General features: G+C 55.0%; 18 protein-coding genes and 1 pseudogene. 11 read left to right on the top strand and 8 right to left on the bottom strand.

Translation table 11 applies throughout. The features are described from left to right. Positions 1 to 138: 138 nt before the first annotated feature. The 4 genes and pseudogenes from NQ012_RS03425 to NQ012_RS03410 all read right to left on the bottom strand — a co-directional run. A pseudogene (locus tag NQ012_RS03425) lies at positions 139 to 1,326 on the bottom strand (acetylornithine/succinyldiaminopimelate transaminase); the annotation flags it as partial. A gap of 233 nt (positions 1,327 to 1,559) precedes the next feature. Next, positions 1,560 to 3,329 (bottom strand): exodeoxyribonuclease V subunit alpha, encoded by a 1,770-nt coding sequence (gene recD / locus NQ012_RS03420; protein ID WP_257066175.1) that lies wholly within the window; start codon positions 3,327 to 3,329, stop codon positions 1,560 to 1,562. A gap of 103 nt (positions 3,330 to 3,432) precedes the next feature. Continuing rightward, positions 3,433 to 3,927: a thiol peroxidase gene (gene tpx / locus NQ012_RS03415; RefSeq protein ID WP_257066174.1), complete on the bottom strand. Its 495-nt coding sequence runs from the start codon at positions 3,925 to 3,927 to the stop codon at positions 3,433 to 3,435. 23 nt (positions 3,928 to 3,950) lie between these two features. Further along, positions 3,951 to 4,559, bottom strand: a complete 609-nt coding sequence (locus NQ012_RS03410) for a DUF4230 domain-containing protein (RefSeq protein WP_257066173.1) — start codon at positions 4,557 to 4,559, stop codon at positions 3,951 to 3,953. Positions 4,560 to 4,970: 411 nt separating this feature from the next. On the opposite strand from NQ012_RS03410, the gene lepA reads away from it, so the two are divergent. Both lepA and lepB read left to right on the top strand, forming a co-directional pair. Continuing rightward, positions 4,971 to 6,764: a translation elongation factor 4 gene (gene lepA / locus NQ012_RS03405; RefSeq protein ID WP_085366790.1), complete on the top strand. Its 1,794-nt coding sequence runs from the start codon at positions 4,971 to 4,973 to the stop codon at positions 6,762 to 6,764. Then, positions 6,764 to 7,747, top strand: coding sequence for a signal peptidase I (gene lepB / locus NQ012_RS03400; RefSeq protein WP_257066171.1), 984 nt, complete (start codon positions 6,764 to 6,766; stop codon positions 7,745 to 7,747). Before lepA ends, lepB begins: the two co-directional genes overlap by 1 nt. A 75-nt stretch (positions 7,748 to 7,822) precedes the next feature. On the opposite strand, the gene NQ012_RS03395 is transcribed toward lepB, so the two are convergent. Then, positions 7,823 to 9,742 (bottom strand): sigma-54-dependent Fis family transcriptional regulator, encoded by a 1,920-nt coding sequence (locus NQ012_RS03395; RefSeq protein WP_257066168.1) that lies wholly within the window; start codon positions 9,740 to 9,742, stop codon positions 7,823 to 7,825. Between the two features lie 284 nt (positions 9,743 to 10,026). Here NQ012_RS03395 and iscX point away from each other — a divergent pair, with 284 nt between their 5' ends. The 8 genes from iscX to NQ012_RS03355 all read left to right on the top strand — a co-directional run bounded on the left by iscX (position 10,027) and on the right by NQ012_RS03355 (position 18,985). Further along, positions 10,027 to 10,221 carry a Fe-S cluster assembly protein IscX gene (iscX, locus tag NQ012_RS03390; protein ID WP_085365627.1) on the top strand — a complete coding sequence of 65 codons (195 nt, stop codon included), beginning with the start codon at positions 10,027 to 10,029 and terminating at the stop codon, positions 10,219 to 10,221. A 161-nt stretch (positions 10,222 to 10,382) separates the two neighbouring features. Then, entirely contained in the window at positions 10,383 to 11,375 is a 993-nt protein-coding gene (locus NQ012_RS03385) for an asparaginase (RefSeq protein ID WP_257066166.1), read from the top strand. Positions 11,376 to 11,697: 322 nt separating this feature from the next. Then, positions 11,698 to 12,474 carry a (S)-ureidoglycine aminohydrolase gene (gene allE, locus NQ012_RS03380; protein WP_257066165.1) on the top strand — a complete coding sequence of 259 codons (777 nt, stop codon included), beginning with the start codon at positions 11,698 to 11,700 and terminating at the stop codon, positions 12,472 to 12,474. 63 nt (positions 12,475 to 12,537) lie between these two features. Further along, positions 12,538 to 13,566 carry an aspartate/ornithine carbamoyltransferase family protein gene (locus NQ012_RS03375; protein ID WP_257066164.1) on the top strand — a complete coding sequence of 343 codons (1,029 nt, stop codon included), beginning with the start codon at positions 12,538 to 12,540 and terminating at the stop codon, positions 13,564 to 13,566. Between the two features lie 120 nt (positions 13,567 to 13,686). Beyond that, complete coding sequence (locus tag NQ012_RS03370; RefSeq protein ID WP_257066162.1) at positions 13,687 to 15,111, top strand: YfcC family protein; 1,425 nt, start codon at positions 13,687 to 13,689, stop codon at positions 15,109 to 15,111. A 73-nt stretch (positions 15,112 to 15,184) separates the two neighbouring features. Beyond that, positions 15,185 to 16,549, top strand: coding sequence for an allantoinase AllB (allB, locus tag NQ012_RS03365; RefSeq protein ID WP_257066160.1), 1,365 nt, complete (start codon positions 15,185 to 15,187; stop codon positions 16,547 to 16,549). Positions 16,550 to 16,625: 76 nt separating this feature from the next. Continuing rightward, positions 16,626 to 17,555 (top strand): carbamate kinase, encoded by a 930-nt coding sequence (gene arcC / locus NQ012_RS03360; protein WP_257066158.1) that lies wholly within the window; start codon positions 16,626 to 16,628, stop codon positions 17,553 to 17,555. A gap of 374 nt (positions 17,556 to 17,929) precedes the next feature. After that, positions 17,930 to 18,985, top strand: coding sequence for an AraC family transcriptional regulator (locus tag NQ012_RS03355; RefSeq protein ID WP_257066156.1), 1,056 nt, complete (start codon positions 17,930 to 17,932; stop codon positions 18,983 to 18,985). Here NQ012_RS03355 and NQ012_RS03350 read toward each other — a convergent pair. Next, entirely contained in the window at positions 18,975 to 19,181 is a 207-nt protein-coding gene (locus tag NQ012_RS03350) for a hypothetical protein (protein ID WP_257066154.1), read from the bottom strand. The two genes, NQ012_RS03355 and NQ012_RS03350, sit on opposite strands and share 11 nt — an antisense overlap. Positions 19,182 to 19,226: 45 nt before the next feature. On the opposite strand from NQ012_RS03350, the gene NQ012_RS03345 reads away from it, so the two are divergent. Further along, on the top strand, positions 19,227 to 20,690 hold the full coding sequence (locus tag NQ012_RS03345; RefSeq protein WP_257066152.1) for an NCS1 family nucleobase:cation symporter-1: 1,464 nt from the start codon (positions 19,227 to 19,229) through the stop codon (positions 20,688 to 20,690). Positions 20,691 to 20,752: 62 nt separating this feature from the next. Here the strand turns inward: NQ012_RS03345 and NQ012_RS03340 are convergent, their stop codons facing one another. Continuing rightward, positions 20,753 to 23,032, bottom strand: a complete 2,280-nt coding sequence (locus NQ012_RS03340) for an NADP-dependent malic enzyme (RefSeq protein ID WP_257066151.1) — start codon at positions 23,030 to 23,032, stop codon at positions 20,753 to 20,755. A 307-nt stretch (positions 23,033 to 23,339) separates the two neighbouring features. After that, positions 23,340 to 25,208 carry an NAD(P)-binding protein gene (locus NQ012_RS03335; RefSeq protein ID WP_257066150.1) on the bottom strand — a complete coding sequence of 623 codons (1,869 nt, stop codon included), beginning with the start codon at positions 25,206 to 25,208 and terminating at the stop codon, positions 23,340 to 23,342. Positions 25,209 to 25,369 lie beyond the last annotated feature (161 nt).

The following is a 25,369-nucleotide window of genomic DNA, read 5'->3' as shown; positions in this document are numbered from 1 at the left end:
CCTCTTGCCTTAAAAATAATATTTTGTGTCATATTTCATTAACTTAAAGAAAACACGTCATACTCGGGCTTGACCCGAGTATGACGTGTCCAAGTAAGTGGTTTAACTATACACGGTTGAATACGGCTGAAAAAGCGGTTAGCCCAGCCACGACGCGACTGCCGCACGCAGGCGTTTCATGCCTTCTTGCAGGTCTTCGTCGTTCAGCAGCAGGCTGGGGGCAAGGCGGATTACGTTGCTGCCGGCCACCAGAATCATCAGGCCGTGTTTCAGCGCGGCTTGGGTTAATTCGCCCGCGCGGTCGGTATAGCCGTCGGCCAGCACACAGCCGATCAACAGCCCCATGCCGCGCACTTCTTTGAACACGCCGGTTTCTTCTCCCAACAGAGTCAGCGCCGTTTGCAACTTTTTCCCTTGGTCGACTGCGTTTTGCAGGGTTTCGGGCGTGCTGATGATGTCGAAGGCGCAATTGCCGACGGCGCACGCCAACGGGTTGCCGCCGAAGGTGGAACCGTGCGTGCCGGGGGCGAAGCTGGGGGCGACGGCATCGGTGGTCAGCATTGCGCCGATGGGAAAGCCGCAGCCCAAGGCTTTGGCGCTGGTGAGAATATCGGGGCGCACACCGTAATGTTCATAGGCAAACAGTTTGCCGGTGCGCCCCATGCCGGTTTGCACTTCGTCGAACACCAGCAGCGCATGGTTTTCATCGCACAGGCGGCGCGCGGTTTGCAGAAACGCGGTATCGGCAGGCAAAACGCCGCTTTCTCCCTGAACCGGTTCGATAATCACGGCGCAGGTTTTTTCCGATATGGCGGCGGCAAGCGCATCGGTATCGTTGTAGGGAATATGGGTGATACCGCCCGGCAGCGGGGCGAAATCGCGGCTGTATTTGGGCTGGCCGCCCACCGACACGGTGAACAGCGTGCGCCCGTGAAAGGCGTTTACGCAGGCGATGATTTCGTTTTTTTCGGCGCCGAAATGGTCGCGTGCATATTTGCGGGCCAGTTTCAGGGCGGCTTCGTTGGCTTCGGCTCCGGAATTGCAGAAAAACACTTTGTCGGCAAATGTGTGTTCGGTGAGTTTTTTCGCCAGCATTTGTGCCGGAGCGGTGGTGTAGATATTGGAAATATGCCACAGCTTCGCGGCTTGGCGGGTGAGGGCGTCAACCAATTGCGGGTGGCAGTGCCCGAGCGCGTTAACGGCGATGCCGCCTGCCAAGTCGATATATTCCCGTCCTTCGGTATCCCACACGCGGCTTCCGGCGGCGTGGTCGGGGATAATCGGGGCAAAAGCGAAATTGGGTGTGAGATAGTTTTGCATGGTGTTCTTTCGGGTGCTGTTTTCAGACGGCCTGAAACGCCGGTTTTAGGGTGTTGGATTGAAGCCGTAACCTTACCGCAATCGTGTCGAAAACGGAATGTGCGCAGGTAAAAAAGCCGTGGTTTTGAATGTTATCCGAACTGCCGTTTTGTTTTCAGACGGCCTGAAACCTTTGCAAAATCCGGTCAGGCCGTCTGAAAGGCCAAGCTGCCGTCATGCACGGGCATGAAGCAGAGGTTTTAAAACGACGGCATGGATTGCGCCGAAGTTTCAGCCTGTTTTTCCGTCTCTTTGGCAATCATTTCCCGTAACGCGCTGCGGCGGTTTTCCTGTGTGGCGCAGGCCGTCTGAAAAGTGGTGCGGCCGCCCCAGAATACAAACCGTTTGCGGGCGCGGGTAACGGCGGTGTAGAGCATGGCGCGGTTCAGGCCGTGCGGGCTGCCGTCCGGTGCGGAATGCGGCAGCAGCCACACTTCGCCGTATTCCGATCCTTGGCTTTTGTGCACGGTGATGGCGAAAGCGGTTTCGTAGGCGGGCAGGCGGCTTAACGGCACGGTGCGCTGCCCGCCGGCAGCGGGAAAATAGGCGGCCAGCGTGCCGGGGCGGCTGGGGTCGGGCAGAATCAGGCCGATGTCGCCGTTAAATAAATCGAGTGCGTAATCGTTGCGCGACACCATCACCACCTGCCCGGCGAACCACGGTGCGTCGGCACGCGCCAAGCCGTGCCGTTGCAGGCAGCGGCGGTAGGCTTCGTTGAATGCGGCGGCATCTTCGCGCCAAGCCGCCAGCACCACGGTGTCGGTTTGGCGGCGGAATGCCTGTTCAACATCACCCGAAACCACCGCCTGCCAATAAGCGGCCTGTTTTTCATAAAAGGCTTCGGCCTGTTGTTTGATGCTGCTTTCGCGCATGCCGAGTGCGTCGGTGAAACGGGCAAACTGCGCCCACGCGTTTTCTGCATCTCCCGCCACAATGGCGCGAGCCAAGCAACCGATACCGCTGTCGGCACCGAAGCGGTGGCTGAAGTGCAGGCGGGCAGTATTTGCCGACAAGGGCGGCGGGTTGTCGGTAACTTTGAAACCGTGCCGGGGTAGCATGGCCGACAGCTCTTGCGCGGTTGCTGTGTTTAACCGGGTTTCCTGCGCCAGTTCGGCCAAAACCGCGCCCGCACCCACCGAGGGCAGTTGGTTTTCGTCGCCCAGCAAAATGACGCGGCAGCCCGAAGGCACGGCGCGCAGCAGTTGCAGCATCAGGGCAAGGTCGAGCATCGAAGCCTCATCGATAACCAGCACATCCAGCGGCAGCGGCTGCTCGCGGTGGAAGGCGGGCTGCATCTGCGGCGGACGCAGCTTCAGCAGGCGGTGTACGGTTTGGCCTTCGAGTTGCAGCAGATGGCGGCGGACGGTGTCGGGCAGCCCGAAAGTGCCGGCGGCATGGTGCAGCGCCCGCGCCATATGGGCGGCGGCCTTGCCCGTGGGTGCGGCCAGCGCGATGCGCGGCAGCCTGCCGCCGTTGCTGCACAACAGCCCCAGCAGTTTGGCCACGGTGGTGGTTTTGCCCGTGCCCGGCCCGCCGCTGATTAAGATGAGCGGTTGCAGCAGAGCCAATGCGGCGGCATCGCGCTGGCCTTCGCTGTTTGCGCCGGCAAACCATTGCGCCAGATTCTGCCCGGCCTGCATCCAGTCGACGGGTTCGGTTTTTGCGGCAGCCAAGCGCACGATTTCCTGCGCCAAGTCGCGCTCAAGCTGCCACACTCTGCCGAGAAACAGCCGCTTGCCTGAGAGTATCAGCGGCATACCGCTGCCGCCTGCCACCCCGGGAATCTGCCGCAAAGCCGCAACGTCAGCATCGTTTAACCAGATAAAGGTGTGGCCGTCTGAAAGTGCTTCAAACAGTTTGCATATATACGGCGCGGCGGTGGCGGCCTCTTCGGGTGCGTGCCGCTGCAATAGTTCAATCGCGGCATCGGCGGCAGCCTGGTTTAAATCGGCGGCGGTTTCTTGCGGCATGAAAATCTTCCGGCATTAAATAAACAATTGGATTTTAATGAACATTTCAGGCCGTCTGAAATTTTCAGACGGCCTGCTTGTTACATCTGAATCTAAAACCGCATCACAACACGGCCAAAGCGGCGGCGTAATCCGGTTCGTTGGCGATTTCGCCCACCAGTTCGCTATGCAGAACTTGGTTGTTTTCGTCCAGCACCACCACCGAACGGGCGGTCAGCCCTTTGAGTGCGCCGCTGTCGATGGCCACGCCGTAATCGCGGGCGAAGCCGCTGCGGAAAGTGGACAGCATCACCACGTTGTCGATGCCTTCCGCGCCGCAGAAACGAGCTTGGGCAAACGGCAGGTCGGCGGAAACACACAACACCACGGCGTTATCCAAACCGGCTGCTTTTTCGTTGAAAGTGCGCACGGATTTCGCACACACGCCGGTATCGACGCTGGGGAAAATATTGAGGATTTTGCGCTTGCCGGCAAAGTCGGCCAATGTTTTTTCCGACAAATCGCCTGCGGTCAGGCTGAAATCGGGCGCGCTCTGCCCTTGTTGTAAAAACACGCCACCCACTTCGACGGGGTTGCCTTGCAGGGTTACTTGGGCCATAACTTTCCTTTCGTATTGAAGAGTCAAACTTTGCACGGCGGCAAAGCGGAGGGGTAGATTGACACGTTGGTTTGCGTGAGTGCAAACAGCGTTTCAAGCTGGCGCTGCGCCTGAATCTGCGCGTGTTCAAGAATATCTGCTTTACAGGCGCTTGCCAACACTTGTTTTTTCGCCTGTTCCTGCACGGCGGCAAACACGCTTTTATCGATGGGGTGCAGGCCGAGCGAACCGGTTTTGATGTCGTACACCTCGATGTTGTCGAGGTTCACGTCTAAAATTTCCACCGGCGGCAGGCTGATAATCACTTTGCCGTCAACCACATTCACATTGTCGGCGGTGAGTTTGTTTAAATCCAAACCCGCCAGCACCCTGCCTTGCGCCATAAACAGCCCCGTTTGCGCGTCTTGCCACAGCGCATACCAGTTGCCTTTCTTTTCGGTTTTCACAATGGTGTCGATATGGAAAGCCGTGCTCTCCAGGCGGTTGAGGTTTTGGATTTGCGTGAGCACCCCTTCGCGCGTGAGTACTTGTTGTTCTTGTTGCGGCTGCTTGTGAAACCCGTGCCACCAGCCGGCGGCAACGGCCAGCAGAACCAGTAATACCGCAGCGGCGGTGCGGAAAAACGTTTTCATGTGTTCCAAACCTTAATCAAACTTGCTGACAGCGCCCAATATAATGTTTCCAATCGGATTTTCAATATCAAGGCCATGACCTTTGCAAAATTCGTTTAGGCCGTCTGAAACATCCGATTATCGTCATTCCCGCATAGGCGGGAATGACGGGATTTAAGCATTTCAGACGGCCTTAAGGTATTTTTGTAAAGGTCTCAGGCCGTCTGAAAAAGCCTTTGCGGAAAAATCGGGCGGCGAATCCCTACCGGCTTCTTTGCCGGTTGTTATGAATCCGGCAAACAAGGCCGTCTGAAATTAGCCGAAACCGTATTTTTCGGCTAAAATACGCAGCTATTTGATTTTCGTTTTGCCCGGTTGGGCAAACCCTTTTCAGACGGCCTTCCAAGAATAACGAGCAGTATGTCTAACTCAATGAAAAACATCAGAAACTTTTCCATTATTGCCCACATCGACCACGGAAAATCCACGCTGGCCGACCGCTTTATCCAATATTGCGGCGGCTTGGAAATGCGTGAAATGAGCACGCAGGTGCTCGATTCGATGGACATCGAAAAAGAGCGCGGCATCACCATCAAGGCGCAAACCGCCGCCCTCAACTACAAAGCGCGCGACGGGCAAACTTATCTGCTCAACTTAATCGACACACCCGGACACGTTGATTTTTCTTACGAAGTTTCCCGCTCGCTTTCCGCCTGCGAAGGCGCGCTGTTGGTGGTGGACGCTTCGCAGGGCGTGGAGGCGCAAACCGTGGCCAACTGCTACACCGCCATTGATTTGGGCGTGGAAGTGGTGCCTGTTTTAAACAAAATCGACCTGCCCGCAGCCGACCCCGACCGCGTGTCGCAGGAAATCGAAGACATCATCGGCATCGATGCCGTGGGCGCGGTGCAATGCTCGGCCAAAAGCGGCTTGGGCGTGGAAGACGTGCTGGAAGAAATCGTGGCCAAAATTCCTGCGCCGGAGGGCGACGAAGATGCGCCGCTGCAAGCCATGATCATCGATTCGTGGTTCGACAACTATGTGGGCGTGGTGATGCTGATCCGCGTGAAGCAGGGCCGTCTGAAACTGAAAGACAAAGTGCTGTTTATGAGCACCAAAGCCGAAACGCAGGTGGAGCAGTTGGGTGTGTTTACCCCCAAATCGGTGCCGAAATCCGAGCTGAAGGCCGGCGAAGTGGGCTTTCTGATTACCGGTATCAAGGAATTGCACGCCGCCAAAGTGGGCGACACCATCACGTTGTCGGCCAACCCTGCCGAGAAAGCGCTGCCGGGCTTCCAAGAAGTGCAGTCGCAGGTGTTTGCGGGGCTTTATCCGGTGGAAAGCCACGACTACGAAGCCCTGCGCGATGCGCTGGAAAAACTGCAATTAAACGATGCTTCGCTGAAGTTCGAGCCGGAGGTGTCGCAGGCATTGGGCTTCGGTTTCCGCTGCGGCTTTTTGGGGCTGCTGCACTTGGAAATCGTGCAGGAGCGTTTGGAGCGCGAGTTCGATATGGACTTAATCACCACCGCGCCGACGGTGGTGTATGAGGTGCTGCTGAAAAACGGCGAAAAAATCGAAGTGGAAAACCCGTCGAAACTGCCTGATGTGGGCAGCATCGACACCATTTTCGAGCCGATTATCACCGCCACCATTCTGGTGCCGCAGGAATATGTGGGCGCGGTGATGACCCTGTGCAACCAAAAGCGCGGCGTGCAGAAGAATATGCAGTATATGGGCCGGCAGGTGATGCTCACCTACGATTTGCCCATGAACGAAGTGGTAATGGACTTTTTCGACAAACTCAAATCCACCTCGCGCGGCTATGCTTCGCTGGATTACGAGTTTAAAGAATTCCAGGCCGCCGATTTAATCAAACTCGACATTATGGTCAACGGCGAAAAAGTCGATGCCTTAAGCCTGATCGTGCACCGCTCCAACGCCGTGTTCCGCGGCCGCGAGCTGGCGGCGAAAATGCGCGAGCTGATTCCGCGCCAAATGTTCGATATTGCCGTGCAGGCCGCCATCGGCAGCCAGATTATCGCCCGCGAAACCGTAAAAGCCCTGCGCAAAAACGTGCTGGCGAAATGCTACGGCGGCGACATTACCCGTAAGAAAAAACTCTTGGAAAAACAAAAAGCCGGTAAACGCCGTATGAAACAGGTGGGCAATGTGGAAATTCCGCAGAGCGCGTTTTTGGCGATTCTGCAAGTTGGGGACAAATAATGAGCAATACTTTGGTTTGGGGCGCGCTGGCCGCTTTGGTTTTGGGCCTGGTGCTGTATGCGACAAGCAGCAAATCGCGCGAAGAGGGCGGCGAGTGGAGCGGCGGCCTGCAATGGGGCTACCTGCTGATGATGGTGGGTGTGTTCGGCGTGTTGTCGGCATTTATGAGTTTCACCGCCGTGCTGCTGGTTTTCGTGTTGTTTACCGGCATTGTGTGGTTTATCCACAAAGGCCGTCTGAAAAAAAATCCGGCTGGCGACAGCAACCACTTCACCGATTATATGAGCGGGTTTTTCCCGATTATTCTGGTGGTGTTCGTGTTGCGCACTTTTGTGGCCGAACCGTTCCAAATTCCTTCCAGCTCCATGCGCCCCGGCCTGGTGGTGGGCGATTTTATTCTGGTTAATAAATTTTCCTACGGCATCCGCACGCCGATTATCAATAACGTGCTGGTTCCCACCGGCCAAGTGGAGCGCGGCGACGTGGTGGTGTTCAACTACCCCGAAGACACCAAAATCAACTACATCAAACGCGCCGTCGGCCTGCCCGGCGACGTTATCGAATATAAAGACAAGGTGTTGAGCATCAACGGCCAAACCGTCGAAGACCGTTCGACCGGCATTCAGAGCTATCAGGAAAACACGCCGCAATACGGCATGATTACCATCGAAGCCCAAGCCTTTCAGGAAACCATCGGCACACATCATTTCGAAGTGCTGAAAATCGCCGGCCAGCCGAGCTTTCTGCCGCAAGGCGTGCGCCCCGATTTCCCGCACCGCCAAAGCTGCGAATATGCCGAAGACGGCTCGTGGTTCCGCTGCACCGTGCCCGAAGGCCATTATTTCATGATGGGCGATAACCGCGACAACAGCGAAGATTCCCGTTATTGGGGTTTTGTGAGCGACAAGCTGATTGTGGGCAAAGCGTTCTTTATCTGGATGAACTTCGGCGACATCGGCCGCGTGGGCACCAGCATAGAGTAATTTGAGCGAAACGATTGCTAAAAGGCCGTCTGAAAACATATTTTCAGACGGCCTTTGGTTTTGCAAAGGTATCTTTTACTCTGCCGCACCGTATTTTTTCAAATAGCGGTAAACAGTCATCCTGCTCACGCCTAAATCGCGGGCGAGGCGCGACACGCAGCCGCCGGCGGCTTGCAAGGCGTTTTGCAGCGATGCGGGGTTTTGCAGTATGGCTTTGCTGTTTTGCATTTGTTCGGTTAGTGCCGACGGGTTTTCAGACGGCCTGTTCTGCGCATAGAGATAGTCGGGCAGGTCTTCGGGCTGAATCTGCGCGCCTTTGGCGCTGTGCAGGGCTACTTCCAAGGCGTTGGCCAGTTGGCGGATATTACCCGGCCAGCGGTGGCGGCGCATAACGTTCATGGCTTCGGCCGACACCGGTTTGGGCGTCAGGCCGTTATTGCGGGCAACGTGCCGCAACACCGTTTGCAGGGCGTAGTCGAAATCGTCGCGCTCGCGCAGGCTGGGCAGCACCACGTTGAGGCCGTTGAGGCGGTAATAGAGATCTTCGCGGAATTTTCCGGCGGCGATGTTTGCCTGCAAATCGTGGTGGGTGGCGGCGATGATGCGGATATCGACTTTTACCGCGTGAATCGAGCCTACGGGCATCACTTCGCGTTCCGACAACACCCGCAGCAGGCGGGATTGCAGGTAAAGCGGCATATCGCCGATTTCGTCGAGAAACAGCGTGCCGCCGTCGGCAGCCTGAATCAGGCCGGTTTTGCCTTTGCGGTCGGCGCCGGAAAAGCTGCCGGGCGCGTAGCCGTAGAGTTCGCTTTCTATCAGGTTTTCGGGGATGGCGGCGCAATTGACGGCGATAAAGGGCTTGTCGGCACGGTTGCCGGAAAGATGGATGGCGCGTGCGAGCAGCTCTTTGCCGGAACCGGTTTCACCGTTGATCAGCACCGGCACTTGGGTGTCGGCCAAGCCGGCCACACGTTGCAGGGTTTGGTTGAAACGGCTGTCGGGGCTGCACAGTTTGGCCAATTCGGGCGGCAGGGGCGTGCTGTTGCGGGATGGGGCAGGTTTGCGCGGCGGCGGGGTGATGCCCACAAACAGGGTGAGTCCGTCGAAGCAGAGGGTGGGGCGCCGGTTTTGAATACCGCACAGTTCGGGCAGGCTTTGGCCGAACAGCCGCTCGAAACCGTTGCCGATTAATGTTTGTCCGGATTTGCCGGCGTGGCGGGCAAACCATTGGTGGAAGGCGTGGTTGGCGCCGGTGATATTGCCTTCGTCGTTCACCGCCAGCAGGTATTCGGGGGTAACGTCGAGAAACTCGGCGGCATGGCCGAGGCGTATCAGCCAATCTTGCTTGTGGTTGCGGATAAAGGCGGCGGTTTCAATCAGTGCGGCAAAGTGTTTCACCAACTGCAACACCCAATATTGGCTCTGCTTGGCGGCCACGGGGGTGAGTGCCGACACATCCAGCACGGCGCGCAGGCGGTTTTGAGAGTCGAACACGGGCGCTGCGGTGCAGCTCAAACCGATATGGGTGGCATCGAAATGGTCGTTGCGGTGCACCACGGCAGGTTCGCCGGTTTCCAATACCATGCCCACCGCGCTGGTGCCGTTTTGCCGTTCGTGCCAGAGTGCGCCCAAATACAGGCCGGCCTGCTTCCAGGCCAAGCGGCCGCTGTCGCTGCTCAGCGAGTCGACCACCACGCCGTCGGCATCGGCCACCAGCACCACATAACCCATATCGCGGATTTGTTTCCACAGCGCTTGCAGGCCGTAACGGGCGATGTCGGTAAAATCGCCGATGGCTTCCTGATGCTCGCGCAAACGGCTGTCGGGCAGAATCAGCGCTTCTTTCATTTCTTCGGGGTTCAACCCGTGGCGGTGCACGCAGCGGCGCCACGATTCGGCGATACAGGTGTCGACACCCGAAAGCCGCAGCGGTTCGGTGCCGTACACATAATTGAGCACATCATTGATATGGCGGACTTGTTTGGCCAGCATCGGGCTTCTCCTCGGTTTGCAAAACTTCCTCTCAAGCCTGTGTTTTTATTATTTATCATGGTATTGTGCAATTATACTAAAACGAAAGTGTGCAGCCGTCTAGGGTGCGGAGGCACAGATTGGGTAAGGTTTGTGTAAGAATTGGCTGCGGTTGTGGAAACGGTAAGGCAGGTAACTTTATTCTGGCCAAAAAATCAGGCAAACGGTTGCAGGTGTGTATAAAATACAGCTTAACGCCGTTTTCAGACGGCCGCGCAGGTTAACGATAAAAAGGAACAAACAAGATGAAATGGACCGACACCCAACGCATAGCCGAAGAACTCTACGACAACCATCCCGACATCGACCCGAAAACCATACGTTTCACCCAATTGCGCGAGTTGATTCTCAACCTGCCCGATTTCGACGACGACCCCGCACGCAGCGGCGAAAAAATCCTCGAAGCCGTGCAGCAGGCGTGGATAAATGAGGCCGAATGATTTTATCGGGGCCGTCTGAAACGCAGAAATGCTTTTTCAGACGGCCTGCACCGTTTCGATGCAAAATTTTGAAAAAACAACCGGTCTGGGGAACGTTTGCCGGCCAAAATTTTCAGCCGACTATGGCCGGCCGTTCCGGCACCGGACAAACAGGAAAACATATGCAGAATTTAAAATCCATTTTCGTGCTCTACACCGGCGGCACCATCGGCATGAGCCAAAGCGAGCAAGGCCTGCGCCCCGATACCGCGCTGGCCGGCAAAGCGTTGGTGCCGTTTGCCGACCGCTTCCGTTTCGACTGGCACTTATGCGATCCGTTAATCGACTCTTCGGCGGTTACGCTTGACGATTGGCAAGGCTGGCTGCAACTTGCGGCAGAAAAAATCCCGCAATACGACGGCGTGCTGGTGCTGCACGGCACCGACACGCTGGCCTATGCGGCCAACCTGTTCGCACTCGCCTTGCAGGGTTTGGACAAACCCGTGGTGCTGACCGGTTCGCAATGGCCTTACGATGCCGAAAACAGCGATGCACCGATGAACCTCGCCACCGCCGTGGCCGCTTTCGAGCTGGATTTGCACGAAACCGTGATTGCCTTTAACGGCAAACTGTTCCCGGCCGTGGGCAGCAGCAAAATCAGCACCGAGAGTGCGGAGGGTTTCGGCAACCCGCATTTCGGCGTGCTGGCGGAATGGTCGCCCGAACAAAATTGGCATAACGTGCGTATCAGGCCGTCTGAAAAAACGGCGCAGGCTTTGCAGGTGCGCCCGTTGAGCGCGCAGGCCAAAGTGGTTTGCACCACCCTGATCCCCGGTTTTGCCGCACAAGCCTTTGCAAACAGCCTCGGCAGCAGCGGCGCAGATGCCGTGGTGCTGCAAAGCTACGGCCACGGCAATGCGCCCGCAGATGCCGGTTTTATCGAAGCCGTGCGACAGTTCACCGCCCAAGGCGGCCTGTTGCTGAACATCAGCCAAGTGCAGCAAGGCAACGCCGCCGCCGTATATGCGCAGGGCAGCGCGCTGCGCCAAGCGGGCGTGGTGAACGGCGGCAAAGCCAACTTGGAAACCGCTGCCGTTTTGCTGACACTGGCGGTGAGCGGCGGCTGGCAGGCCGAACGCTTGCAGCAGGAACTGGTTGGTTTGGGGCTGGTGTAGCTTAATCAATGTTTTGAGATGTTTAATCAATGTCTTGAGATAAGGCTGCCTTAAAAGGCCGTCTGAAAACAGGCATCCGCATGGTGGTGCGTCTGTTTTCAGACGGCCTTTTTGCGTGTGCGGGAATGACGGGGAATAAACTTTTGTGATGATTTTTAATTTTGCAAAGGTCTCGGCTTTGCTGCTTTTATTTGGTTTGATTGGGTTTGGCGCGCAAAGACAGTGGTTTGTCACGGCAAACTGAAGCCTGCGGGGAAGCAGGGGGCTATATTGGCGGCAACAATCATGTGATTGCCGTTTGTTATGAGTCAGGAGAACGAAAATGCCGGGTTATCCACAAGATATTTTACAGAACCGTTCGGTAGTCAAACACGGAAATTATGCGGTGATTACACCGCAGGGCCGGGTAATCAATGTGATTCCGGGAATCGAAGACTGCCAGATGACAATTTTGGCCACGCCGAAAATGGGTGCGAGTTTCGTCCAGTTAATCGGCCAATTGGGGGCAAATGCGAAAACCACACTGGCCTACGGCGCCAAGCCGCATGAAGAGGCCTTTATTTACCTGCTCGACGGCGAAGCCGAGCTGAAGGTAACGGTTGGCGGCGAAAGCCGCGCGCTGAAGCAGGGCGGTTATGCCTACGCGCCGCCCGGTGCAGGCATCGGTTTTGAAAACATCAATCATCAGGCGGGCCGCATTTTGCTCTACAAACAGCGCTACGTCGAACACCCGGCAGGGCTGAAGCCTTATACGGTGTTCGGCAACGTGCATGAGATGGAATGGGCCGACTACGACGGCATGGCCAATGTGCACATCAAAGACCTGCTGCCGGTCGAGCAGAATTTCGATATGAACATGCACATTTTGAGTTTCGACCCGGGTGCCAGCCACAACATCATCGAAACCCATGTGCAGGAGCACGGCGCTTATGTTTATGAAGGACAGGGCTGTTATCTGCTTGATGAAAATTGGTATCTGATCAAAGAGGAGGACTTTATCTGGTTTGGCCCTTATTGCAAGCAGGCATCTTATGCCGCCGGACGCGGCCCGTTTACCTATATCTACTCAAAAGACTGCCACCGCGATGTGGAAATTTGAAACAGACAGCAAGGCCGTCTGTAAAAACTTTCAGACGGCCGCCAACTTAAAGGAGCGTTTATCATGGCTTTAAATAAAGATTTCAAAACCCTGGATATTCGGGAGGCTCTTGCCGCAACCAATATGCGCGGTAAAAACATCACGTTTTTAGATGACTTCAAGCGCGAAGAAATTCTGTCGCTGTTTGAAGCGGCCGAAATGATGGAGCCGTTTTTGCGCACGGGGCTTAACCTGCTGAAGGGCAAGGTGCTCTATACCCTGTTTTTCCAACCTTCCACCCGCACCCGTTGCAGCCACGAAGACGCCATGCTGCGCTTGGGCGGCGGCGTGATTACCGAATCCGACCCGCAGCACAATGCCGCAGTGGCGAAAAACGAAAGCCTCTACGACACGCTGCGGGTAACGTCGGAATACGCCGATGTGATTGTGATGCGCCACCCCGACGATAAAGAAGCCTTAGGCGCATTAGACGAGTTGGGCGGCTGTGTTTCGCCGGTGATTTCGGGCGGCTACGGCCACGTTACCCACCCGACGCAGGGTTTGCTCGACTGCTATACCTGCTGGCGCGCGTTCGGCGATTTGAGCAATACCACGGCGGCCATTGCCACCCCCGATCTTTCGCGCGCGCGTTCCGGCCAATCGTTTGCGCTGGCGCTGGCTTCGATGGGAGCCAAGATTATCTACACCGGCACCAGCGAATTGCGCACGCCCGAAGTGGTGCGCAACAAACTCAAAGCGATGGGGGCGCATTTCGAGGAGCATTTCGACTTAACCGAAAAGCAAAACGAAGAACTTTATGCGGAAAATGCGGTGGATTTGATTTATCTGCCGGGCTGTTCGGTGAAAAAAGACGACCCCAACCGCGAAGACTTCATGAAGAAAATGATGAATTATTATATTTCGCTCGATATGTTGCAGCGTATCAAAGCGAAAAGCGGCAAGGTAGTCGGCGTGCACCATTCTTTGCCGCGCAACCCGGGTGAATTTGATTTCAGCATCGACAACACCGAACACCAGTTGTATTTCCGCGCAATCGGTTTCTCGGTGGCGGTGCGGATGGCACTCTTGAGCGCGGTTGTGGGCGTGGATTAAAGGCTTTTCAGACGGCCTGAATGCCGGCGGAAGGCCGTCTGAAAACCGGATACCCAAACACCGGATCGGGGCAGCCCGAGAAGCGTGCTGCCTTTTCTATAAGATTGGAGGAGTTGTGTGATGGATACGCAAAAACCGAAAAAATCTTTCAAAATGCCCGATATTTATATCGTATTGGCGGTGTTTATTTTAGTGGTTGCCGCGCTGACCTATATTGTTCCGGCGGGCGAGTATGAACGGCAGACCATTGAAACTTCCCACGGTGTGCAAAACTTGGTGGTGGCGGGAACCTATCACCAAATCGAACAGCAGCCTGTGGGGTTTATGGATTTGGTAACGGCCATTCCCGACGGTTTGAAGCGGGCGGCAGGCATCGTGTTTCTCACATTTATGGTGGGAGGCTGCATGGGTTTGATCAAACGCGCCGGCCTGATTGATATGGGTGTGCAGAAACTGAGCCGTGCCGTGGGCAACAAAGATATTCTGGTGATTCCGATTTTGATCACTATTTTTGCCGGTTTGGCTGCGTTTATCGGCGTGCCTGAGCTGTCGTTGGCTTATCTGCCGGTGTTGCTGCCATTGTTTTACCGCTTGGGGTATGACGGCATGACTGCAACGGCGGTGGCGCTCTTGGGGCCGTGCATGGGCTTCACTTTCGGCCTGACCATTCCCGGCTCTGTCGGGGTGGGGCAGCAAATCGCCCAATTGCCGATTTTCTCCGGCTCGGCTTTCCGTGCGGTGGTGTTGGTATGCGTGGTGCTGATTGCCATTCTGTATGTGATGCGTTATGCCGTTAAAGTGAAGCGCAACCCCGAGTCGAGCCTCACTTATGAAAGCGACCGCGCCATCCGCGCCGCGATAGCGGAAGAAGAGGCCGAAAAAGGCGAGATGGTGTTCAGCGCAAGGCAGAAATATGCCGGTATTACCTGTATGGTGCTGTTTCCGATTGCCATTGCCATGATTTTGAAGAACAACTTGGGTTTCGAGGCCATCGGCGGGTTGTTTCTCTTTATCGGCATCGCCGCAGCCGCCGTTGCCGGCAAGTCGGCACAGCAGATTTGCGATGATGTGAATGCGGGTATGCGCGATATGATGGTGGCGGCGCTGTTGTGCGGTGTGGCCTCGGCCATTGCCGTGGTGATGGATAAGGGCGTGATTACCGATACTTTGGTGTTTTGGCTCGAAAGCATGATGCGTTCGGTGCCGCCGGAGCTTACCGCTATTGCGATTTTCTGGGAGCAGTCGCTGTTTAACTTTCTGATTCCCGGGGCCACCGCATTAACCGTGCTGACTATGCCGATTATTTCGCCTTTGGCCAGTTTGCTTGATATTTCGCAACAGGCGGTGGTGTCGGCCAACGCATGGGGCGGGCAGCTTACCGATATTTTCTTTCCCACTTCAGGTTTCTTTGTGGCCACTCTGGTGATTGCCAAGGTGGAATACGGCAAATGGCTGCGCTTCTATGCCCCGCTGATGCTGATACTCGGCCTGCTTGCCAGCGTTGCACTCTATTTCATGCAGTCTGCCGGTATTGGCGCGATGTAGGTTTTTGACCCGACAATCGAGTTTTCAGACGGCCTTGAAGCAATATCGGGCCGTCTGAAAAAAGGAGATCGAAATGTATGATTTATTGATTAAAAACGGCTTGTTGGTTTTGCCGGAGCAAATGCTGCACGGCGATATCGCGGTGAAAGACGGAAAAATCGCCGCCATTGCGCCCGGGCTTGAGGGCGGCGCCGAAAAAATCGTCGATGCCCGCCACTGTTATGTGTTGCCCGGTATGGTCGATGTGCACATGCATATTTCCGAGCCGGGCCGGACCGAATGGGAAGGCTACGCCACCGGCACGCAGGCGATGGCGGCGGGCGGCACGACTTCTTATGTGGAAATGCCGCTCAATACCCTGCCGGCCACCATAGATTTGGCAAGCTTGGAAATCAAACGCCGAGCCGCAAAAGATCAGAATTATGTGGACTATGTGTTTTTCGGCGGGTTGGTGCCGCACAACCTCAACGATTTGAAAGCCCTGTCGCAGGCCGGCGTGGCGGCATTCAAAGCATTCGTTGCCACCTGCGGCTCCAACAAGCCCGGCGATTTTAAAGATGTGAACGACTACGAACTCTATACCGGCATGCAGACTTTGGCCGAAACCGGAGATTTGCTGGTGGTGCACTGTGAAAATGCCGTAATCACCGACGAATTGGGTAGAAAAGCCAAAGCAGAAGGCAAAACGCTGGTGTCGGATTATGTGGCCAGCAGGCCGATTTTCACCGAAGTCGAAGCCGTCCGCCGCGTGCTCTATTTTGCCGAACAAACCGGCTGCCGCGTGCATATCGCCCATTGCAGCTGCCACGAAGCCGTCGAAGCCGTGTTGGAAGCGCAGGCGCGCGGGGTGGATGCCAGCTTTGAGAGCTGCCCGCATTATTTATTGCTGGCCACCGAAGATTTGGACGCCATCGGCGCCAAGGCCAAATGCTCGCCGCCGATACGCGACAAGGCGCACCAGCAGAAAATGTGGCAATTGCTGGAAGCGGGTGTGCTCGACATCATCGGCTCCGACCATTCGCCGTGCACGCCCGATTTGAAAGCCGATCCGAACGCGTTTAAAGCCTGGGGCGGCATCAGCGGTTGCCAAAACAGCGTGGATGCCCTGTTTGATGCGGCTGTGAAGCAGCGCAACATCAGCCCCGTTACGCTGATGAACGCATTGGCTACCCAGCCCGCCAACCGTTTCGGTTTGATAGACAAAGGCGCGCTCAGTTTGGGCAAAGACGGTGATATTGTGATTTTAGACCCCAATCAGTCTTACACGGTTACTGCCGACAAACTCTTGTATAAAAACAAAATCAGCGCCTATGAAGGTTGGGAAATCGGCTGCCGCATCACCCACACTTTTTTGCGCGGGCGGGAAATCTATACGCTGGAAGGCGGCATCTCCGGCGGCGCACAAGGCAAACCGGCACGCCTGCTCAAACAGCTTTAACCTGTTCAGACGGCCTTTGGGCGCATGAAAGAACAAGAGAAAGGCCGTCTGAAATATTTTATGCAAAGGATTAATCATGAGAATCGTTATTGCATTGGGCGGCAATGCCCTGCTCAAACGCGGAGAGCCGTTAACTTCCGCCAACCAGCGGGCCAACGTGCGGACCGCCTGCGAACAAATCGCCAAAATTTATCCGGGAAACCAACTGATCATTACCCACGGCAACGGGCCGCAAGTCGGCCTGATGGCTTTGCAGAGCAATGCCTATAAAGATGTGCCCATGTATCCGCTTGATGTTTTGGGTGCGGAATCAGTCGGCATGATCGGCTATATGATCCAGCAGGAGCTGGCCAATTTCGTGCCCAAAGAGGCTTCGCTGACCACCGTATTAACCCAAACCGAAGTGGATCCCAAAGACCCTGCCTTCCAAAAGCCGAGCAAGCCCGTCGGCCCCGTGTACAGCAAAGAAGAGGCCGATGCCGTCGCCGCCGAAAAAGGCTGGACGATGGCCCAAGACAACGATAAATACCGCCGCGTTGTTCCCAGCCCGCTACCCACGCGTATTTTCGGGCTTAAGCCGTTGAAAACCCTTATCGAGCATAACTATATATTGATTTGTGCGGGCGGCGGCGGGATTCCCACCTATTACGACGAATCGGGAAGATTGTGCGGTGCCGAGGCCGTGATCGACAAAGACTTGGCCACAGCTTTGCTGGCGGCTTCGGTAGAGGCCGATATGTTGGTTATCGCCACCGACATTGATGGTGTTTATCTTGACTGGGGCACGGAAAAACAGCGCCTTGTGCAGGCGGCAAACCCCGATGAAATCGAAAAAATCGATTTTGCCGCAGGTTCGATGGGGCCGAAAGTTCAGGCGGCGGTCAATTTTGCCCGTTTAACCGGCAAAACCGCAGTAATCGGCGCTTTGCGCGATATCGAGCGTATTGCGGCGGGGGAGGCCGGTACGCGTATCAGCATGGCCGTAAACGGCATAGAATGTGTTTGATATAAGATTTTTATAAAAAAGATATTTATTCGGGCATTAACGGCACATTACGGCAGGCCGTCTGAAGATATTTTCAGACGGCCTAAATGACTTGCAAAGGTTTCAACCAAAATAAATTTTGAAAGGTTGCGGCATAAGGTTTTAAACCTGCTCGGGAGATATTGTTTGGTATTTTTTCTTTTGGGATTATTTTGTAATTTATTGTGAATTGGTGGCATAACATGCTATTAATTTGCCAATTTTTATATATATTTTTTAATTTTTAAGCATGTTTCGAATATTCGGCAAGGGTTTGCACATATAATCGGTTAAAACGGAATATCGGATTTACATTTGTTTGGAAGGCTGGTACGGCAACCCGAAAAGGAGGGGCTATGGCTGCTGAAGCAAGTGAAACGGTGTGCACCAAAGTTACCGGACACAGCGTTTTGGTGAGTTGGGTATCGTCTGTTTGCCAGACTGCGCGGGGTTACGGTGTCGATCCCGTTCCTTTGCTGATTGCCTCGGGATTGGATGCCAGGCTGCTACATATACCGGATGCGCGTTATCCCGTAGCAGGCGTGCGCCGCCTGTGGGACGGGTTGATTCAGGCCACCGGAGATCCTTTGTTCGGTTTGACCGTAGGCAAAGAAATCCAAGCACCGGCATTACAAGGTCTCGGGCTGGCCATGATTTCATGCGGTTCGCTGTCTGATCTGATGATGATTATGGTGCGCTATTGCAAGATTATTTCCACCACGATGAACATCAGTTTCGACCACCCGCCCGATCTGAAAGGAACCAAGCTGGTGTTGCGTTCCGACGGAGGCGCAGAGCCGATGAACTCGGCACGCTTGGCGGTGTTGGCGTTTATTTACCGGCAGGCGTGCAGTTTGTCGCAGCATTTGGTGCGGCCGCTGTCGGTTACTTTGTCTTTGGGCGTAAGTGGCGGTACGGCCCGGCTCGACGATTATTTCCGCGTTCCCGTGAATTTGGGGTGTGAGAAAGATTCGATTTCATTTGCCTATGAAGACACCATCGAGCCTTATGCCGGCGCCAACCGCCAGCTGATGGATATCAATGCGGCGGTAGTGGGCCGTTATCTCAACCGCCTGAACAATATGGATATTGCCGACAGGGTGGATATGCTGATCAGGGAAGAGCTGCAAACCGGCGAGCCGAGGTTGTGCATGGTGGCAGACTTGCTCCATTTGTCGCCACGCACGCTGCAACGGCGGCTGCGGGAAGAAGGCCATTCGTTTAACGGTTTGCTGGATAAGGCCCGCTATGAAATGGCTCACGACCTGTTGATGCACAGTGATTTGAGTATTACCGAAATCGGCTTCAGATTGGGCTTTTCCGATTTGAGCAATTTTATCCGTGCCTGCCACCGCTGGTTTGGCTGTTCGCCTGTAAAACATAGGGAAAACAGCCTGTTAATCAGCGTATAAAGCCCACTGAAGCTGCAAACGGCAAGAGCGGGATTGTTTTTCCGGAAACAATCCCGCTCTTGCCGTTTTGATATTGAAAGGCATACGGGGTGGCGCGGATTAACAGGTTGTTGTCGCAAGCTGACAGGGTGTAAGCCGCCCCGCTTTTATATAGTACAGGTAAGCGCATTTTAGCTGCAACGGTGGCTTTATCCATGCCGTTCGTGTTTTATTTGTGTATCGCTTTTGAAAAGGAATTGGTATGCCAGCCTACATCAAGAAGCTGAAATCGATAAAGCCGGATAACCCCAGGTTGTGTAACGATGATTTGCTGCCGGCCAAGCAAAATTGGAACTGGTATAACATTTTTGCGTTTTGGATGTCGGATGTGCACAGCGTAGGCGGTTATATTTTCGCCGGCACGCTGTTCGCGTTGGGTTTGACGTCATGGCAGATTTTAATCACGCTCGTTGCCGGCATTTCCATCGTTATGGTGCTTGCCAACTTGCTGGCCAAACCGAGCCAGTCGGCAGGTGTGCCTTACCCCGTGATTGCGCGGATGTCGTTCGGCGTTTACGGTGCCAATATTCCGGCACTGCTGCGCGGTATTATCGCTATTGTTTGGTACGGCATACAGACTTACCTGGCATCGGTTGCCTTAACTATTATTCTGCTTAAGTTTTTCCCGCATTTGGCGGCGTGGCAGGAACCTTTGTTTTTAAATCTTTCCTATTTGGGATGGTTCAGTTTTTTCATTATGTGGACGGCGCAAACGGCTTTGTTTTTAATGAAAATGGAAGCCATCCGGGTGTTTTTGGATTATTCCGGCCCTGCTGTTTACATCGTGATGTTTCTGTTGATGCTGTGGATTGTGTATAAGGCGGGTTGGGAGAACATCAGTTTTTCGCTTTCTTCCGAAAAGCTCGACTTTTGGCGCACCATCGGCGCGATGCTGGTGGGTATGTCGCTGATTGTAAATTATTTTGCCGGGCCGACCTTGAATTTCGGCGACTTTTCGCGTTACTGCCGCAGCATGAAAGATGTGAGAACCGGTAATATATGGGGGCTGCCGGTTAACTTCACTGCTTTTGCACTCACGGTAATCATCACCATAACGGGAACGCCTGTTATTTTCGGCCAAATGATTATCGACCCGCTGGGCATCGTGGCCAAAATGGATAATATCGGCATTGTGCTGTTGCTGGCGTTCACTTTTGTTACTGCAACGGTGGGCACCAATATTGTGGCGAATTTCGTTTCGGCCGCCAATGATATTTCCAACCTTTATCCCGGCCGCATCAGCTGGCGTATCGGGGGAATGATTGCCGCCGTTTTGTCTGTGATCATCACACCGTGGAATCTCTACAACTCGCCCGAAGTTATCCACTACACCATCGACCTTTTGGCCGGTACGCTCGGGCCGATGTACGGCATCATTTTGGTGGATTATTACCTGCTGAGGAAACGGGTGATCCAAGTTGATGATTTATTCGACGACTCGCCCAAAGGCATTTATTGGTATCAAAACGGCTATAACCGTGCAGCGGTTAAATCCATGATTCCTGCGTCATGTCTCAGCATAGGCATCGTGCTGCTTGCCGATTTCGGGCAAGGCAACCCGATAATGCGTGCCATAGGCAGCTTGGCGCCTTTTTCGCTGGTGATCAGCGCCATAGTAGGCGGGATTCTTTATTATCATCTCAGTATAAGAAACATATCTGAATAAAATATATAAACGGGGCCGTCTGAAAATATTTTTCAGACGGCCCCGTTTATATCGGCAGCGGCTTACTGGCGTTGGGCATCTACCGCAGTCAGCGCAATCATGTTGACGATGCGGCGCACGGTGGAAATCGGCGTAACGATATTCACCGGTTTGTTCATGCCCATCAGAATCGGGCCGACGGTGATGCCGTTGGTGGCGTTAACGCGCAGCAGGTTGTAGCTGATGTTGGCTGCCTCCACGTTGGGCATCACCAACAGGTTAGCCGAGCCGGTGAGCGTGGTTTCGGGGAAGATGCTCTTGCGCATTTCTTCGTCCATCGCCACATCGGCCTGCATTTCGCCGTCGATTTCCAGTTCGGGGTCTGCCTGGCGGATAAGCTCGAGCGCGCGCTGCATTTTAACGGCGTCTTTGTCGCGGCGGGAGCCGTAGTTTGAGTTGGAAACCAGCGCGGCTTTGGGTTTGATGCCGAAGCGTTTCATTTCGTTGGCGCACATCAGCGTGCCTTTGGCCAGTTGTTCCGCGTCGGGGTCTTCGTTGATGTAGGTGTCGGCGATGAAGAAGTTGCCTTTGTTGGAAATCAGCGCGTTCATGGCAAAGGCGTGTTTTTCGGGGTTGTTGTAGCCGATAACTTCTTCAAAAATGCCGAAGTGGTCGTAGAAGCGGCCCATGGTGCCGCACAGCATACCGTCGGCATGGCCCAGGCGCACCATCAGCGCGCCGATGAGGGTGCTGTTGGCGCGCACGCGGCGGCGTGCCATTTCTTCGGTAACGCCTTGGCGTTTGCGCAGTTGGTAGTATTCTTTCCAGCTTTCTTCGAAATGCGGGTTGTCTATGATGTCGATAAGCTCGAAATCTTTACCCGGCTGAATCGTCAAACCTTGTGCCTGAATGCGCTCTTCGATGGTTTGGCGGTGGCCGACCAAAATCGGAAAAGCCAGTTTTTGCGACACAACCTGCTGGGCGGCGTGCAAAATGCGCTCGTCTTCGCCTTCGGTGAGCACGATGCGTTTGATCTGTTTGCGTGCCTGGTTAAACACGGGGCGCATAAACAGGCTGGTTTTATACACGAACTGGGTGAGTTTTTCGATATAGGCTTCCATATCGGTAATCGGGCGGGTGGCTACGCCCGAATCCATGGCAGCCTGCGCCACGGCGGGGGCGATTTTGGCAATCAGGCGCGGATCGAAGGGTTTGGGAATCAGGTATTCGGGGCCGAAAGTCAGGTCGGCGTCGCCGTAGGCGCCGGCCACTTCGGCGCTGGATTCGGCCATGGCCAAATCGGCAATCGCGCGCACGCAGGCGAGCTTCATTTCTTCGTTGATGGTGGTGGCACCCACATCAAGCGCGCCGCGGAAGATGAAGGGGAAGCACAATACATTGTTGACTTGGTTGGGGAAGTCGGAGCGACCGGTGCCGATAATGACATCAGGGCGGGCTTCCTTGGCTTCGGGCGGCCAGATTTCGGGGGTGGGGTTGGCCAGGGCGAACACGATGGGGTGTTCGTTCATGGTTTTGAGCATATCGGTGCTCAAAACGTTGGGGCCGGAGAGGCCGAGGAAGATGTCTTTTCCGGGAACGGCATCGCCGAGCACGCGCTGACCGTTGTCTTTAACGGCATAGCGCAGTTTGCTTTCGTCCATGCGTTCGCGGTCTTCGCGGGTGGCGAAAATCACGCCTTTTGAGTCGCACACGGTGATGTTTTCACGCTTCATGCCGAGCGCCACCAGCAAGTCGAGGCAGGCAATCGCGGCGGCGCCGGCGCCGGAGCACACCAGAGAAACTTCGTCGATTTTCTTGCCGGTAACGCGCAGGGCGTTCAACACGGCGGCGGCGGTGATGATGGCGGTGCCGTGTTGGTCGTCGTGGAACACGGGGATATTGCAGCGTTCGCGCAGTTTTTTCTCAATATAGAAGCACTCGGGGGCTTTGATGTCTTCGAGGTTGATGCCGCCGAAAGTAGGCTCGAGCGAAGCGATGATTTCAACCAGTTTGTCGGGGTCGGTTTCGTTGACTTCGATGTCGAACACGTCGATGCCGGCGAATTTTTTAAACAATACGCCTTTGCCTTCCATCACGGGTTTACCCGCCAGCGCGCCGATGTTGCCCAAGCCCAAAACGGCGGTGCCGTTGGAGATAACGGCCACGAGGTTGCCGCGGGCGGTGTATTTGTAGGATGCGAGCGGGTCGTTGTAGATTTCCATACAGGGTGCGGCTACGCCCGGGGAATAGGCCAACGACAGGTCGTATTGGGTGGCCAGCGGTTTGGTGGGGGCGACTTGGATTTTGCCGGGTGTGGGAAATTCGTGGAAATGAAGGGCGGCTTCTTTGATTAGTTCATCCATAATGTATCCTGACTGGGCTTGATAGGCCGTCTGAAAAAGGTTTTGCGGCTTTCAGACGGCCTGTTGTTCGAAAGCGCAATGTTATCATGTTGCCGCGTGTAGTGCACCGTTTGTATAGTTTGCTTTATCCGGTTTTTAACGGCAGCGGGAGCGGATAAAGATAAAGGCCGTCTGAAAGTTCAGACGGCCTTTGTTATAGCGGAAAAACTTATTTTTGCCACAAAGCGGCAAGCCGCAAACAGTACAAATAGTACGGTAAGGCGTAGCAACGCCGTGGCAGACATAAAGTTTTTTCGCTATAAACGCGTTAACCTTTCAATGCTTCGCCAACGGCGCGGTATGCTTGGTCGACAGCGCCGTGCACATAGGGCATCCATGCGGCGTCGGAGCCGGCGATGAAGATGTTGCCCACGCGTTTCTGCATGGTTTCGGTGGCCTTCTCGGCGCTGCTGTCCGAATCGTAGAGGCCGGTTTGCTCGTAGCTGTAACCGTGCGCCCAGCGGTTGAGGGTAACGGCAACCAGCACGTCGTCGAGCTTTTCGCCTGCCACGGCATAAATGCTGCGCAATTGGTCGAGCATTTCTTTTTCGAGTGCTTCGTAGTTTTGGGCAGCCAGATGGCGGCGGCCGGCTTTATACATTTCACGGGCGGTTTTGCCTGCAAAATCGGTTGCGATTTTAACCATGTGGATAATCATGGGTTCGTCGGCGGTTTGCGGGAATTGGTAGCCGCCCATGCTCACGGGGTCATCGAGCTTGATCAAACAGTAGGGCGCATCGGGTGCGTAGAGCGAGTGCACGCCGAGTTTTTGGAATGCCTGCGAGTTTTTTACGGCCGCTTTGCCGTAAATCATCGGCACTTTCACGTTGGTTTTGGCGGCGGTTTTCTGTGCTTCGGGCATTTGCGGAATCACGCGGGCGGCCAGTGCGCTGTGTCCGGCGAAAATAGCCTGTTTGGCCTGAACCTGTTTGAGGCTTTCGCCGCCGTGGGGCATATAGGCCACGGCCACGCCGTCGTTGTTGTTTTCCAGCCGCAGGGCGGTGCTGTTCAGGCGCAGGCGCACTTTGTTTTCGGGCGCATCGAGCTTGCTGTAGTCGAATTTGGCCAAAACGATGTCTTCCATGGTGTTGCCGGCAGCAACGGCGGGAATCATTTTGCGCACGAGCATACGGGCAATCGAGGCGTTGCCGTCGGGAAAGTGGTAGATATACGGCTCTTCTTCGTGGCTGTCTTCTTCCAAGCCCAGATTCTGCACGCCGGGATAGCCGTCGTCTAAGGCTTCCTGCACGGAAATGGCGTTAATCGCATGGCCCCAGTATTCCGAGCTGAGGTTTTTCAGGTATTTGAGCGCGCCTTCGGGTAGTTTGGCGTAGTTTTTCAGAAAATCGTAATAGCTGGTTTCTTCGGCGGTTTCGGTGCGCTGGCGTTTGTTTTTGCCCTTGAAATAATCGGCCGGATCGGTGTAGAGCTTGGTGAGCGCGGCTTTGTCGGCATCGGTGAGCGGAAATTTTGCGATGATTTCCGCGGCGCTTTCTTCACCGGCTTCGGGCAGGCCGGCCACAACGGCATCTTTGCCGAAAGCGGCTTTGCCGAAAAATACGCCTTCTTTCAGTTGGCGGGTTTTTTCGTATAAATCTTGGTGGAAATAAGTTTCGAATTTGGTGTAGTCGATGCCCAAATCTTTCAGCAGCGCGAGTGATTCTTCGGAATATTCGGATTTGGGCGAGTCGATGGATTCGCTGCCTGCATAGGAAATCAGCAGGCGGCCGTCAACGGTGAATTCGTTGCGCTGGGCGTGGCCGCCGAAATCGTCGTGGTTGTCGATTAACAGGATTTTGGCTTCGGGGCGTTGCTTTTGGTAAAGATAGGCGGCAGTCAGTCCGCTAAGGCCGGCGCCGACCACAACCAAATCGTATTGTTCGTCGGCTTTGCCGGGCAGGGTGTAGGTTTTCCCTTGCAGCGCCACGCTGTGGGCGGCAGTTTGCACGCCTTCGGAGTCGCCGCGCAGGCCGAGCAGGGCGGGCGGATAGTAGGCGGCATTGACGGCGCGGCTTGCGGTGGATGCGGATTCGGGAGAAAAAATGCGGTAGATTTTTTCACAGCCGCCGAGCATCAGCGTGGAGGTAACGGCAGCGGATCCGCCGAGAAAGACGCGGCGGGAAATTTTGCGTTTCATAAAAAGTCCTGATTGGTATGGCCGGTGTTGCAGAAAGAACGGTTAAGGCCGTCTGAAAAATGCTGGCGGTTGTTTATTTTCAGACGGCCTAAGCGGCATAATTTATTTGCCAAGCGGTAGTGATTTTATCAAAGTTAATCTTGATTGTGAATAATCTGTAA

The sequence above is a fragment of the Neisseria dentiae genome (assembly GCF_024580525.1).
In the GTDB taxonomy this organism is placed as follows: domain Bacteria; phylum Pseudomonadota; class Gammaproteobacteria; order Burkholderiales; family Neisseriaceae; genus Neisseria; species Neisseria dentiae_A.
Note: the sequence above shows the minus strand (reverse complement) of the source record. Positions and strands in the feature narration are given on the sequence as shown.

What these genes read in the sequence shown, in the direction of transcription:
- recD (WP_257066175.1), bottom strand. Translation starts at nt 3,329, where the DNA reads ATGCCGCAAGAAACCGCCGCCGATTTAAACCAGGCTGCCGCCGATGCC.
- tpx (WP_257066174.1), bottom strand. Translation starts at nt 3,927, where the DNA reads ATGGCCCAAGTAACCCTGCAAGGCAACCCCGTCGAAGTGGGTGGCGTG.
- NQ012_RS03410 (WP_257066173.1), bottom strand. Translation starts at nt 4,559, where the DNA reads ATGAAAACGTTTTTCCGCACCGCCGCTGCGGTATTACTGGTTCTGCTG.
- lepA (WP_085366790.1), top strand. Translation starts at nt 4,971, where the DNA reads ATGAAAAACATCAGAAACTTTTCCATTATTGCCCACATCGACCACGGA.
- lepB (WP_257066171.1), top strand. Translation starts at nt 6,764, where the DNA reads ATGAGCAATACTTTGGTTTGGGGCGCGCTGGCCGCTTTGGTTTTGGGC.
- NQ012_RS03395 (WP_257066168.1), bottom strand. Translation starts at nt 9,742, where the DNA reads ATGCTGGCCAAACAAGTCCGCCATATCAATGATGTGCTCAATTATGTG.
- iscX (WP_085365627.1), top strand. Translation starts at nt 10,027, where the DNA reads ATGAAATGGACCGACACCCAACGCATAGCCGAAGAACTCTACGACAAC.
- NQ012_RS03385 (WP_257066166.1), top strand. Translation starts at nt 10,383, where the DNA reads ATGCAGAATTTAAAATCCATTTTCGTGCTCTACACCGGCGGCACCATC.
- allE (WP_257066165.1), top strand. Translation starts at nt 11,698, where the DNA reads ATGCCGGGTTATCCACAAGATATTTTACAGAACCGTTCGGTAGTCAAA.
- NQ012_RS03375 (WP_257066164.1), top strand. Translation starts at nt 12,538, where the DNA reads ATGGCTTTAAATAAAGATTTCAAAACCCTGGATATTCGGGAGGCTCTT.
- NQ012_RS03370 (WP_257066162.1), top strand. Translation starts at nt 13,687, where the DNA reads ATGGATACGCAAAAACCGAAAAAATCTTTCAAAATGCCCGATATTTAT.
- allB (WP_257066160.1), top strand. Translation starts at nt 15,185, where the DNA reads ATGTATGATTTATTGATTAAAAACGGCTTGTTGGTTTTGCCGGAGCAA.
- arcC (WP_257066158.1), top strand. Translation starts at nt 16,626, where the DNA reads ATGAGAATCGTTATTGCATTGGGCGGCAATGCCCTGCTCAAACGCGGA.
- NQ012_RS03355 (WP_257066156.1), top strand. Translation starts at nt 17,930, where the DNA reads ATGGCTGCTGAAGCAAGTGAAACGGTGTGCACCAAAGTTACCGGACAC.
- NQ012_RS03350 (WP_257066154.1), bottom strand. Translation starts at nt 19,181, where the DNA reads ATGGATAAAGCCACCGTTGCAGCTAAAATGCGCTTACCTGTACTATAT.
- NQ012_RS03345 (WP_257066152.1), top strand. Translation starts at nt 19,227, where the DNA reads ATGCCAGCCTACATCAAGAAGCTGAAATCGATAAAGCCGGATAACCCC.
- NQ012_RS03340 (WP_257066151.1), bottom strand. Translation starts at nt 23,032, where the DNA reads ATGGATGAACTAATCAAAGAAGCCGCCCTTCATTTCCACGAATTTCCC.
- NQ012_RS03335 (WP_257066150.1), bottom strand. Translation starts at nt 25,208, where the DNA reads ATGAAACGCAAAATTTCCCGCCGCGTCTTTCTCGGCGGATCCGCTGCC.